This window comes from Streptomyces aculeolatus (assembly GCF_020400605.1).
Taxonomy (GTDB): domain Bacteria; phylum Actinomycetota; class Actinomycetes; order Streptomycetales; family Streptomycetaceae; genus Streptomyces; species Streptomyces aculeolatus.
Window position 1 is genome coordinate 110,256 of the sequence record NZ_JAINRD010000016.1, and the last position, 12,741, is coordinate 122,996.

10 protein-coding genes are annotated in these 12,741 nt (G+C 75.8%); 9 read left to right on the forward strand and 1 reads right to left on the reverse strand.

Going from position 1 to position 12,741, the window contains the following annotated elements:
• Positions 1–115 precede the first annotated feature (115 nt).
• The 9 genes from LG396_RS24535 to LG396_RS24575 all read left to right on the forward strand — a co-directional run bounded on the left by LG396_RS24535 (position 116) and on the right by LG396_RS24575 (position 11,857).
• Entirely contained in the window at positions 116–1,150 is a 1,035-nt protein-coding gene (locus LG396_RS24535; RefSeq protein WP_018844181.1) for a LacI family DNA-binding transcriptional regulator, read from the forward strand.
• Between the two features lie 182 nt (positions 1,151–1,332).
• A complete protein-coding gene (locus tag LG396_RS24540) occupies positions 1,333–2,304 on the forward strand; it encodes a pectate lyase family protein (RefSeq protein WP_018838243.1) in 972 nt (323 codons plus the stop codon).
• 292 nt (positions 2,305–2,596) lie between these two features.
• Complete coding sequence (locus LG396_RS24545; RefSeq protein ID WP_225796417.1) at positions 2,597–3,730, forward strand: PQQ-dependent sugar dehydrogenase; 1,134 nt, start codon at positions 2,597–2,599, stop codon at positions 3,728–3,730.
• Positions 3,731–3,862: 132 nt separating this feature from the next.
• Entirely contained in the window at positions 3,863–4,837 is a 975-nt protein-coding gene (locus LG396_RS24550) for an SDR family oxidoreductase (RefSeq protein ID WP_225796418.1), read from the forward strand.
• Positions 4,834–5,373, forward strand: coding sequence for a carboxymuconolactone decarboxylase family protein (locus tag LG396_RS24555; RefSeq protein ID WP_018838246.1), 540 nt, complete (start codon positions 4,834–4,836; stop codon positions 5,371–5,373). The genes LG396_RS24550 and LG396_RS24555 overlap by 4 nt, the downstream gene beginning before the upstream one ends.
• 313 nt (positions 5,374–5,686) lie before the next feature.
• Positions 5,687–7,093 (forward strand): sulfatase family protein, encoded by a 1,407-nt coding sequence (locus tag LG396_RS24560; RefSeq protein ID WP_225796419.1) that lies wholly within the window; start codon positions 5,687–5,689, stop codon positions 7,091–7,093.
• A 38-nt stretch (positions 7,094–7,131) separates the two neighbouring features.
• Positions 7,132–7,665, forward strand: a complete 534-nt coding sequence (locus LG396_RS24565) for a winged helix-turn-helix domain-containing protein (protein WP_027743820.1) — start codon at positions 7,132–7,134, stop codon at positions 7,663–7,665.
• Positions 7,666–7,738: 73 nt separating this feature from the next.
• Entirely contained in the window at positions 7,739–8,665 is a 927-nt protein-coding gene (locus tag LG396_RS24570) for an LLM class flavin-dependent oxidoreductase (RefSeq protein WP_225796420.1), read from the forward strand.
• Positions 8,666–9,163: 498 nt separating this feature from the next.
• The gene (locus tag LG396_RS24575; RefSeq protein ID WP_225796468.1) at positions 9,164–11,857 is read left to right on the forward strand and encodes an FAD/NAD(P)-binding protein; all 2,694 of its coding nucleotides are present in this window, start codon (positions 9,164–9,166) and stop codon (positions 11,855–11,857) included.
• A gap of 88 nt (positions 11,858–11,945) precedes the next feature.
• On the opposite strand, the gene LG396_RS24580 is transcribed toward LG396_RS24575, so the two are convergent.
• The gene (locus LG396_RS24580; RefSeq protein WP_225796421.1) at positions 11,946–12,689 is read right to left on the reverse strand and encodes a YqeB family protein; all 744 of its coding nucleotides are present in this window, start codon (positions 12,687–12,689) and stop codon (positions 11,946–11,948) included.
• Between the last annotated feature and the right edge of the window lie 52 nt (positions 12,690–12,741).

Genomic DNA, 12,741 nt, shown 5'->3' on the forward strand with positions numbered 1-12,741 from the left:
CGAACATCGAAAGTCCATGTAGGGCTGGACAGTAGGCGAGGCGTCGCACACGGTCAACGGGCCTGCGGGCACGCGACCAAACCGTTACCGCTGACCGTGCCTTATCCTTCGAACCATGCGTGAAGACGACGACGTGGACGGCCGTGTGACCCTGGCCGAGGTAGCGACTCAGGCCGGGGTGTCCCTCTCGACGGTTTCGAAAGTTCTCAACGGGCGATCGGACGTCTCCCGGCCCACGCGCACGAAAGTCGAGCAGTTGCTGGAGACCCACGGCTACCGCCGCCGGGCCCAGGCGGCCCCACAGGCGCCGCTCATCGAGCTGGTCTTCCACGAGCTGGAGAGCATCTGGGCGATGGAGCTGATCCGCGGCGTGGAGAACGTCGCCAAGCAGAACCACGCGAGCGTCGTGCTCACCGAGAGCGGTACGCGGCACGCGCCGGACCCCGACTGGATCGAGGGCGTCCTGCGGCGCCGCCCGCTGGGCGTGGTGCTGGTCTTCTCCACCCTGCCCGACCGGGTGAAGAAGCAACTGCGCTCGCGCGCCATCCCCTTCGTCATCGTCGACCCGGCCGGCGACCCCGAGCCCGACGTGCCCTCCGTCGGCTCCGCCAACTGGTCCGGCGGCATGGCCGCCACCCGCCACCTCATCGAGCGCGGCCACCGGCGGATCGCCATCATCACCGGCCCCGAGGACATGATGTGCTCCCTCGCCCGGCTCGACGGCTTCCGCTCGGCGATGGCCATGGCGGGCCTGGACGTCGACCCGGCCCACGTCCGCTTCGGCGACTTCCACGTCCAGGGCGGCTTCGACCACGCGATGCAGCTGCTCGACGGCCCCGGCCGGCCGACCGCCGTGTTCGCCGGCAGCGACCTCCAGGCGCTCGGGGTGCTGGAGGCGGCCCGGCTGAAGGGGCTGAGCGTGCCGGACGAGCTGTCGGTCGTCGGCTACGACGACGTGCCGCTGGCCCAGTGGTCCAGCCCGGCGCTCACCACGGTCCACCAGCCGCTGCGGCAGATGGCGGAGGAGGCGGCGCAGATGCTGCTGCGCCCGCGGGAGCCCGGCAAGGGGGCGCTGCGCATGGAGCTGGCCACCCGGCTGGTGGTCCGGCAGAGCACGGCGGCGCCCGCGGAGCCCGCGGCCGGGGAGTAGGGTCCGGCGCTCCGCCGCGGGGGTCCGCCGACATGCCGTACGCCGTCCGGGGCCCCGCACACCCGCCGCGCGACTCCGACCGGCAACCTCCCGCCGTCCGGCGGCAACCCAGGGCCGGAGCGTGCCGCCGCAGGGCGGTGCGCATCCCCCCACCCGCACACGTACCGGACGGAGAGCAGCACATGCGCACGCACAGGAGGAAGCCCCGTACCACGCTCGTCGTCGCCACCGCGACGGTCACCGCCGCCGCCACCGCCGCCCTGCTGGTCCCGGGCGCGATGGCCGACGACGCCGCCCCGGCCGCGGCCGCGGCCGCGCCGATCGGGTTCGGCGCCGGCACCACCGGCGGGGCCGGCGGCCCGACGGAGAGGGTCTCGGACGCGGCCGCGTTCACCGAGGCGGTGCAGAGCGACGGCCCGCGGATCGTCGAGGTCGACGGCACCATCCAGCTCGACGACATGACCAAGGTCGCGTCCGACAAGACCGTCGTCGGCGTGGGCGGCAACGGCCGCATCAGCGGCGGCGGCGGGCTGAACATCAGCGAGGTCAGCAACGTCATCGTGCAGAACCTGACCATCTCCGGCAGCGACGACGACAACGTCAACGTCCAGTACGCCACGGACATCTGGCTGGACCACAACACGCTGACGGACGCGAGCGACGGCAACCTGGACATCAAGCGCGCCTCGGACGACATCACGGTCTCGTGGAACCACTTCCACGGCCAGGACAAGAACGCGCTGCTCGGCCACAGCGACGACAACGCGGGCGAGGACGCCGACGCCCTGCACGTCACGTACGCGTTCAACTGGTTCGACGGCACCAACCAGCGCAACCCCCGGGTCCGCTTCGGCAACCCGGTGCACGTCCTCAACAACTACTACGACGACATCGGCTCCTACGGCGTCGCCTCCACCGAGGACGCCGGCGTGCTGGTCGAGGGCAACTACTTCGAGAACACCGAGGACCCCTTCCACCTCGGCGAGGCCAGCTCGGGACCCGGCACGATCGAGGCCCGTGACAACCACTTCGAGAACTCCGGCACCGGAGAGGCCGGCGGCTCCGTCGACGGCATCCCGTACGACTACGACGTACAGCCCGCCCAGGGCGTCAAGAGCACCGTGACGCAGGGCGCCGGCGCCGGGAACCTCTGAGAGCGGCGCTGCGCGCCGCGGCCCGCCGCGGGACTCGTCCTGCCCCTCCCGCGGCACGGAGTGCGCCGCGGCGCGCAGCGCTTCACCGGCGTACGGCACCGCCGTCCGGCCAGCCGGCACATGCCCGACATGGCGGACGGCGGACGGAACTCCCCTCCCCCGGGGCGGGGTTGCGGTATTCAGCGGGCACGGCCGCGCGGGTTATCCTCCTGCGCACCAGGGGCTCCGCCCCGACCGTGCGAGCGCACGCACCGTTCCCCCACACCCTCAACCCCACCCCAGGAGGGTCACCATGAGAGTGCGTACCATCTCGGCGATCGCCGCCGGGTTCTGCCTCGCCGTCTCCGGCGTCGCGCTGTCCGCGGCCAGCGCGGACCCGCCCGCCGACTCCGCCCAGGCGGCGGTCGAGCTGACGACCGTGGCCGAGGCGCAGAACCCGAGCGCGGGCACCGCGGGCCCCGGCGACTCCGTCTGGATCGCCGAACGCGCGGGCACGGTCCGGGTCCTCACCGACTCCGGCCTCGGCGAGCCCGTGCTCGACATCTCGGACGAGACTACGACGGACGGCGAGCGCGGGCTGCTCGGCGTCGCCTTCGACCCGGGCTTCGAGCACTTCTACATATCCTTCACCGACCGGGAGGGCACCAGCACCATCGACGAGTTCGCCGTCGCCGACGGCGCGCTCGACCCGGACTCCCGGCGCACCGTCCTCACCCAGGAGCAGCCGTACTCCAACCACAACGGCGGCCAGATCTCCTTCGGCCCCGACGGGATGCTGTACATCGCCCTCGGCGACGGCGGCGCCGGCGGCGACCCGCACGACTACGGCCAGAACCTCGGCACGCTGCTCGGCAAGATGCTGCGGATCGACCCGGCCGGCGGCGACCCGTACGCGATCCCCGAGGACAACCCCTTCGTCGACGACGCGGAGGCGAAGGGCGAGATCTGGGCGTACGGGCTGCGCAACCCGTGGCGCTTCTCCTTCGACGCCCAGACCGGCGACCTGTGGATCGGCGACGTCGGGCAGAACAAGGTCGAGGAGATCGACCACGCCCCGGCTGGCAGCCCCGGCGGCGAGAACTACGGCTGGGGCCGGATGGAGGGCTCGCAGGTCTTCGACGGCGAGGAGCCGGCGAACCACGTGCCGCCGGTCCACGAGTACGGGCGCGACGGGCTCGGCTGCTCCGTCACCGGCGGCTTCGTCTACCGCGGCGAGGCGATCCCGGACCTGGCCGGCCAGTACCTGTTCAGCGACTACTGCGACGGCACGGTGCGCGCGCTGGAGGTCGAGAACGGCGAGGTCGTCGGTGAGAACGACCTCGGCGTCAGCGGCGGCGAGGTGATCTCCTTCGTCCAGGGCGGCGACAACGAGCTGTACGTGCTCGACATCGGCGGCCCGATCCAGCGGCTGGACGCGGCCGGCTGACGACCGCACCGCCCGCAGGACCCACAGGACCCGCACGGGTCAGCCCGCGGGCCGCCGCATCGCGCGGCCCGCGGGCACTCTCGTGCGCACGCCCTGTTCCGGTGGCGGGCGCGGAACGTTACCGTTCGGTAGATGAAGCGACCGGCGTTGAAGGACCTGACGGGACGGCGGATCTTCGTCACCGGTGCCGCGGGCGGCATCGGCCGCGCCACCGCCGCGCTGGCCGCGGCCCGCGGTGCGGAGCTGTACCTCACCGATCTGGACGAGGACGGCCTCGGCACCACCGCCGCGCGGATCCGGGCCGGCGGCGGGACCGTGCGCTACACCGGCGCCGCCGACATCGCCGACCTGGATGCCGTACGGGCCGTGGCCGACGGCGCGCACGCCGCGGCCGGCGGGCCGATGGACATCGTCATGAACATCGCCGGGATCTCCGCGTGGGGCACGGTGGAGCACCTGGAGCACCGGCACTGGCGCGCCATGGTCGAGGTCAACCTGATGGGGCCGGTGCACGTCATCGAGACCTTCGTGCCGCCGATGATCGCGGCCGGCCGCGGCGGGCACCTCGTCAACGTCTCCTCGGCGGCCGGACTACTGGGGCTGCCGTGGCACGCGGCGTACAGCGCGGGCAAGTTCGGGCTGCGCGGCGTCTCCGAGGTGCTCCGCTTCGACCTGCGCCGGCACGGCATCGGCGTGAGCCTGGTCTGCCCGGGCGCGGTGGACACGCCGCTGACCGAGACCGTGGACATCGTCGGCGTCGACAAGCAGAGCAAGGCGTTCAAGCGGCTCCAGGCGGGCTTCCGCAGACAGGCGGAGTCGCCGGAGGAGGTCGCCGAGATGATCCTCAAGGGCGTGGAGCGCAACCGCTACCTGGTGCACACCTCCGGGCGGGTACGGGCCGCGCACGGGCTGCAGCGCGCCGCACCGCCGCTGTACGCGCTGGCGATGCGGGCGATGAACTCCGCCACCCACCGGCTGCTGCGCCGCGCGGTCCTCACCCCGCCGGCCCCGAGCGCGCGGAACGAGCCGCCCGCGCCGGCCGGCCCGGCAGGTCCGGGCGGTCCGGGCGGCGAGCCGGCGCGGCAGGGGAAGGGGGACGTGCGGTGAGCGCGCCGCGCATCGCCCCCGGCGGGCGCCGCGACGTGGGCCCGGCCACCTGGCTGCTCAGCCGCGCGGCGGGCCGCGTCGGCGGCACCCGGCCGCCGGCGCTCTTCCTCGTCCTCGGCCGGCACCGCCGGCTCTTCCACGGCTGGCTGCGGTTCGCCGGCCGGCTGATGCCCCGCGGCACGCTGCCGCGCCGGGAGACCGAGCTGGTGATCCTGCGGGTGGCGCATCTGCGCGCCTGCGCGTACGAGTTCGAGCACCACCGCAGGCTCGGCCGCCGCGCCGGGGTGACCGCCGCCGACGTCGAGCGCGTCGAGGCCGGCCCCGAGGCGGCCGGCTGGACGGAGCGGGAGCGCGCGCTGCTGGCCGCCGTCGACGCGCTGCACCGGCACCGGGACCTGGACGACGCGCTCTGGCGGCGGCTGCGTACCCATCTGGACGAGAAGGCCGCCATCGAACTGCTGCTGCTCGCCGGGCACTACGAGATGCTCGCCACCACCATCACAGCGCTGCGCCTGGAGCCCGACCCGCCCCGCTAGCGAGGCTTCCACGACCCGCCCGTACCCCCGGCCGGGGGTCGGCATTCGGTCGTTCCACAGTTTTCCGACCAATTTTCTAGGAAAACCATTGACGCAGGCCAGCGCGGTACGGAGGATGGTGGGCATGTCCTCGACGCGGGCGCCTCTCTTCCGCCGCAGGCACGTCGACTTCTGTCACGTGGCCAGCGCGGTCTGCCGTCACGGCTAGCCGCCGGTCGGCCTCCTCCGCTTTCCGTGACCCACCCGCGCCGCGGCCGTCGCCGTCCGTGCGCCGGTGGGCCGCCTCCCCCTGCCCTCCGTCCTCGGGAGACCCATGTCCTCCTCGCCGTCCCGCCGCGCCTTCGGCGGACTGCTCGGCTCCGCCGCCACCGCGGCCGCCCTCGGCGCCGCCGCCCCGCCCGCCGCCGCCGAAACCTCCGAGACCCCGTTCCGCGCCGCCGCCCACCGCACCGGGCGGCGGCCCAACATCCTCTTCGTACTCGCCGACGACCTCGGCTGGGCCGACCTCTCCAGCTACGGGTCCCCGCACATCCGCACCCCGCACCTGGACCGGCTCGCCCGCCAGGGCGTGCGGTTCACCCAGGCGTACTCGGGCTCGGCGACCTGCTCGCCGACCCGCTTCTCCCTCTACACCGGCCGGCACCCCGGGCGTACGGAGGGCGGGCTCGCCGAGCCGATCGCCGACAAATCCGCGGGCCTGGAGCCCGGCCACCCGACGCTGGCGTCGCTGCTGCGCGACGCCGGGTACGACACGGCGCTCATCGGCAAGTGGCACTGCGGCTTCCTGCCCGACTACAGCCCCACCCGCTCCGGCTGGGACAGCTTCTTCGGCAACTTCGGCGGCGCCCTGGAGTACTACTCCAAGCTCGGCTCCGGCGGCGAGTACGACCTGTACGAGGGCGAGGTCGAGTACCGCGACCTGCGCTACTACACCAGAGTGCTCACCGAGCGGGCCGTACGGCACCTGCGCACCCGCGACGAGCGGCCCTGGCTGCTCAACCTCAACTTCACCACCCCGCACTGGCCGTGGATCGCCGACGGCGACGAGGCGGAGAGCGCCGAGATCGTCCGCCGCATCAAGGCCGGCGACCGCCGCGCCCTGTGGCACGCCGACGGCGGGTCGCTGGAGAAGTACCGCGAGATGGTCGAGGACCTCGACCGCTCCGTCGGCCAGGTGCTCGCCGCGCTGCGCGCGGGCGGGCAGGAGCGGGACACCCTCGTCGTCTTCGCCAGCGACAACGGCGGCGAGCGCTGGTCCCACCAGTGGCCCCTGTCCGGTGAGAAGGCGTCGCTCCAGGAGGGCGGGATACGCATACCGCAGATCGCCCGCTGGCCCGCGCGGCTCGACGGCGGCCAGGTCAGCCACGTGCCGCTGTACTCCCCCGACTGGACCGCCACGCTGCTGGAGCTGGGCGGTGCCCGTCCGGCCGTCTCCCACCCGCTGGACGGCCGCAGCCTCGCCGGCTACCTGCTGCGCGGCGAGGACCCGCCCGGGCGCGACCTGTTCTGGCGGGTGCGCGGCGAGCGGGCGCTGCGCCGCGGCGACTGGAAGTACCACCGCGGCAAGGACGGCGCGGACCGCCTCTTCGACCTCGCCCACGACCCGCGCGAGCGGGCCGACAAGTCGACCGTACGGCCCGAACTGCTGGCCCGGCTGCGTACCGCGTGGGAGGAGACGGACGCCGGCCTGCTGCCGTACCCCGCACCGGCCGCCGGCTGACCGCCCGCCCCGCTCCGACACCCGAAGGAGACCGACCGATGACCCACTCACTTCCCGCCCCGGCAGCCGGGGGCGAAGCCGCGGGCGCCGTACGCCACTTGCGCCTGGTCCGCGAACCCGTGCGGCACGGCGAGCGCACCGCGGACGGCAAGCCGCTCGTCGGCTACGTCGTGCTCGTGCCGCCGGGCCTCGACCCCGCCGACCTCCTCGCCGAGGGCGCCGACGCCGCGCCGCTGCAGCGGGCGGCGTACAGCGCGGGCCCGCCCGACCCGCCGCCCGGCGGCGGCCCCGTGCGCATCGACGTGGAGCGCCGGGTGGCCGAGGTGGACGGGCAGCCGATGGACCTGACGTTCCTGGAGTTCGAGCTGCTGGCCCACCTCGTCGCCCACCCCCGGCGGGTGCACTCGCGCGAGTCGCTGGTGACCACCGTCTGGGGCTACAGCCACGTCGGCGACGGCCGCACGGTCGACGTCCACGTCGCGCGGCTGCGCCGCAAGCTCGGCGCGGCCCACCGGCACCGGATCGTGACGGTCCGGCGCATGGGCTACAAGTACGAGCCGATCGAGCCCTGACGCGCCCCCCGCCTCCCTGCCCGCCAAGTATCCCTGCCCTCCGGCCCCTCCGACACCGAAAGGCGTGCTCCCCATGGCCGCCCAACTGCACCTCTCCGCAGCCCTCGACGATGCGACCGCCGACCACCTCACCGCGGGCGCCGGCGGCGCCGGCCCGCCGCCGTACGCGCGCTGGACCCGGCTGGTGCGGCTGGCCGAGCAGGGCGGTCTGGACTTCGTCACGCTCGACGGCCCCGCCGGCGGCCCCGGGCGGCTCGACGTGCTGGCCGTGCTCGCCCGCGCCGCCGGCACCACCAGCCGCATCGGGCTCGTCCCGGCCGTCGCGGCGCTGCCCGCGGGGCGGTTCGCGCCGCTGACGTCGGCGGCGGCGCGGATGGCCGTCGACGGGCGGGCCGGCTGGCTGGTACGGACCGCGCTGCCCGGCGACGGCCCGTCCGGGGCGCAGGCGCACTCCCGCGCCGCGTCCGGCGCCGGTACGCCGGGCCGGCACCCCGGCGGGCGCCGGCCGCTGTCCGGCGCCCGGCTGCGCCGGCCGCACCGGCCGCCGGTGGCGGTGGTGCTCGACGTGCACGGGCCCGACCGCCGCTGGCTGCAGGCCGCCCGGCACGCCGACGTGGTGCTCCTGAACGCCGAGCACCCCGCCGCCGCCCAGGTCTGCCGCACCGCGCTCAAGCAACAGGCGGCGCAGGCGGGCCGTGATCCGCACGCGCTGCGGGTGCTGCTGCGCCTCGGGGTCGACCTCGGCCGCGGCGGCGGGCGCGGGCTGCGGCCCCGGGCGGAGACGCTGCACTTCGCCGGGCCGCCGGCCGAACTGGCGGAACTGCTGGCGGAGTGGCACGCGGAGGGGGTGGCCGACGGGTTCCACCTGCTGCCGGCGCACGCGGCCACCGACCTGCTCGCGGTCGTGTACGGGCTGGTGCCCCGGCTGCGCGAGCGCGGGGTGTTCCGCTCCGGCTACCGCGGGCGGACGCTCCGCGAGCACCTGGCACCGACCGCGTGACCGGCTGACCGCCGGCCCCCGCGGGAGGACCGGGGCTCCGGCAGCGCAGCGGCCCCGTACGGCTCGACGAGCCGTACGGGGCCGTTGCCGTGCCGCCCGCGGCCGGCGGTGCTGGCACCGGCCGGGGCGTCCTGTGGGGGGACACCGGTGGCCGTACAGGCACGTCCGTGGGCGGCGGCGAACGCGGCCGGGCAGCCGACGGACGGGGAGCAGGGCCCTTCGCACTCCTCCGGGTTAGCGAAGGGCCCTGCCCGTCTGTGTGGAGCCCGGCGCCGCCCCGCGTTCCCCGAGGTCCGGTCACCGGCTCCCATCGATTCCTAGTATTCCCATCGGTGTGCTAGGAATTATGGAAGCAGTAGCCTCGTCACGTCAACAGGTGCCCGGGGGGTGGACCGGTCCCCGGGACGCGAGATCATGGAAGAGTTCGTTCCCGGCTCAGCTGGAGGTACCGTGGCCGCGTCTTCGTCTCCCCCCGCCGCGGGTCCCGCCCGCCACGTCGTGGCCGTCGTCGGCGCCGGCGCCGCGGGGGCACTGACCGCGATGCAGCTCTGCGAGACCGCGATCCGGCGCAGCACGCCGCTGGAGCTGGTGCTGATCGACCCGGCGCCCGAGGCAGGACGCGGCGTCGCGTACGCCACCCCCGACCCGCGGCACCGGCTGAACGTCCCGGCGGGCGGCATGAGCTGCTACCCGGACGACCCCACGCACTTCGTGCGCTGGCTGCACGCCCACGGCGAGCCGGCCGCCTCCGCCTGCGACTTCGTCTCCCGGCACCGCTACGGCGCGTACCTGGCCGACTCCCTCGGCCAGGCCGTCGTCCGCGCCCACGGCACCGTCGCGGTGAGCCGGCTGCGGACGAGGGCGACCGGCTGTACCTGGACCGCCGGCGGGCGCGCCGCCCTGCGCCTCGCCGACGGTCGCACCCAGCGGGCCGACAGCGTCGTCATCGCCACCGGCCCCGCGCCCGGCCTCCGCGGCTGGGTGCCGCAGGCCCTGGGCACGAGCGACCGCTTCGTCCCCGACCCCTGGGCGCCCGGCGCCCTCGACGCGCTCACGGGGGACGGCCACGCCGCCGACGACGTGCTGCTCGTCGGCACCGGCCTGACCGCCGTGGACATGGCGCTGACCCTGGAGCGCGCCGGCCGCGGGGTGCACGCCGTCTCCCGCGGCGGCGAACTGCCCCGGCCGCACGCGCTGACGGCGCTGCCGCCCCTCCAGGCCGACCCCGGCCTGCCCGGCCTGCCGCTGGCGGAGCTGCGCGCCGCCGTACGCCGCCACGTGGCCGCCGCCGCCCGGACCCACGGCGACTGGCGCCCCGCCGTGGACGGGCTGCGCCCGCTGACGCAGGCGGTGTGGGCCCGGCTCTCCGACGAGGACCGGGCCGAGTTCCTGGCGCGCGACGCCTCCCGCTGGAACGTCCACCGCCACCGCATGCCCCCGGCCACCGCGGAGTCGGTCCGCCGGGCGCTGGCCGCCCGGCGGCTGCGGCTGCACACGGGCCGGGTGCAGGACGTCGCGGACGGGCCGGACGGCGGCCTGGCCGTCACGCTGACCGGCGGCCGGACGCTGCACGTCGGCTGGGTCGTCGACTGCACCGGGCCGGGGCTGCGGATCGAGGAGTGCGCCGACCCGCTGTGGCGGGGGCTGCTCGCGGACGGCGCGGCCACACCGGGCCCGCTGGGCATCGGGGTGGCCACCGACGCGGGGCGGCTGCGCCCGGCCGGCGCCGGCGGCCCGGCGATACGGGCCGGCTCCCCCGCCTGGCCGCCGCTGTTCACCCTCGGCTCCGCCCGCCGCGGCGAGCTGTGGGAGACCACCGCCGTCCCGGAGATCCGCGTCCAGGCAGCCGAGGTCGCCGCGGCCGTGCTGGAGCCGCTGCGCGAGCCGGTACGCGGCCGCCGCCGGCCCACCGACGTCAACGGGCTGCCGCTGTCCACGCACGCCGCTGCCGCCGCCTCGTACCGCACCGGCCTGGAGCGGCTGTTGAAGGTCCGCGCCGGCGCGGAGACCGCGCTCGCCCGCGCGGTGGAGCTGGACCCCGGGTTCGCGCTCGGGCACGCGGCGCTCGCGCTCGTCGGACACGAGTGCGGCGCCGAGGTCGACGTGCCGCGGGCGCTGGCGGACGCCCAGCGCGCCGCGCGCGAGCGCGCGGACGAGCGCGAGCGGGCGTTCGTGGAGGTCGTCACCCGCCGGATCGCCGGCTCCGGCGGCGACCAGGCGCTGACGCGGCACCTGGCCGCGTACCCGGGCGACGCGCTGGCGCTGAGCGTCGCCGTGCCGACCATCGCGTTCTCCGGCGTCACCGACCTCGACGGCGCGATGGCCCGCCGGCTGGTGGAGCGCACCACGTCCGCGTACGAGGGGCACTGGTTCCACACCTCGCTGCTGGCCTTCATGCGCCAGGACGACGGCCGCTTCGACGAGGCCGGGGAGCTGGCCCGGCGGGCGCTGGCCGTGGAGCCGGCCGCGGGCCACGCCGTGCACGCGCTCGCCCATGTGCACTACGAGACGGGGGCCCACGAGCGCGGCCGCGACTGGCTGGACGGCTGGATCGGCGACCAGGGCCGCGGCGCCACGCACCGGGCGCACTTCTCCTGGCACGTCGCCCTGCACGAGTTGGCGCTCGACGACCCGGACGCGGTACGGCGGCGCTGGTTCGCGCAGTTGGCGCCGGGCCGGGTGAACGGGGTGCGGGCGCTGGTGGATTCGGGGTCGCTGCTGTGGCGGGCCCGGATGTCGGGGTGCTGGACGGGCGAGCAGCCGGTGGAAGGCGTGCTGGCGGCGGTGGAGCGGGAGGTCGTGGAGCGGCCGGCGACGCCGTTCACGGCGATGCACAGCGCGGTGGCGCTGACGGCCGCGGGCGACGTGGCGGCGCTGCGCCGGCTGCGGACGCACGCGGCGGGCGCGGACCCGGTGATGCGCGAGGTCGTGGCGCCGCTGTGCGAGGCGCTGGAGGCGGTGGTGGAGGAGCGCTGGGCGGACGCGGTGGCGCGCCTGGAGCCGATCCGGCCGGTGCTGCGCAAGGTCGGCGGCAGCGCGGCGCAGCGCGAAGTGGTCGAGGAGACACTGCTGTTCGCGCTGGTGTCGGGCGGCCGGTGCGAGGCGGCGCGGCAGCTGCTGGAGACCCGGCTCGACCGCCGCGACTCCCCCGCCGACCACCGCCGCCTCGCGGCGCTGCCCGGCCTGGACTGACGGCGGGCGCGGCCCGTACGGCCCGTACTCCGGCCCGTACGGTGCCGTCCCTGCGGCCGGGGCCGGGTCCGTGCCGTACCGCCCCCGCTCAGTCCGGCGCGGCCTCGGGCCGCAGCGGACGCCAGTACTGCCGGGTGCCCTCCTCGCGTACGACGTAGCCGAGGCGCTGCGCCTCCTCGCGCAGTTCCTCGACGTCCGTCGCGTTCTTCTTCCCGAGCGCGTGCTCGCGGGCCTTGAGCACGGCGTTGGCCGCCGCGCTCAGCTCCGCGGAGCCGGGGACCCAGCGGTGGTAGCAGCCGGCGTACGGGTCCTCGTGCAGCCACCGGTAGCCGTGCGCGGTGAAGCCCCGGCCGAGGTCGGCGGGCTCCAGGTCGGTGGGCCTGCGCAGCAGTTGGCGGGAGGCGGCGTCGAGGATCACCAGCCGGTCCTTGTCGAGGAACGCGGCGGCGACCTCGGCGCGGGCCAGGATGCGGGACTCGCCGTCCTTGTCGATCCGTACGGTGTCGCCCTCGAAGGTCACGCGCATCGCCAGCACGTACGCGAGGAGCCCGCCGCCCGTCCCCAGCACCAGCCCGGCCACGGGCCCCGCGACCGCCGTCCAGCCGTCGTCGAAGGAGGCCACCAGCTCGAACGGCCCCCGCATCGGCGCCCATTCCCACCCGGCGACCTCGTCCGCGATCAGCGGCACGAGCCAGCCGAGCAGCAGGCCGAGCGCCGGCAGGCCGGCGAGCAGCAGCAGCCGGTACGCCAGGCCGGGGCCCACGGTGGCGGCGGGGCGCTTGGCGGGCCGGCCGCCGTCGGGTCCGCCGCCGCGGCGGTCGTCACGGGACATCGGGGGTGCTCCGGAATCCATCGTCGGTCGTCCTTCCTGCCGGTCCCCCGCG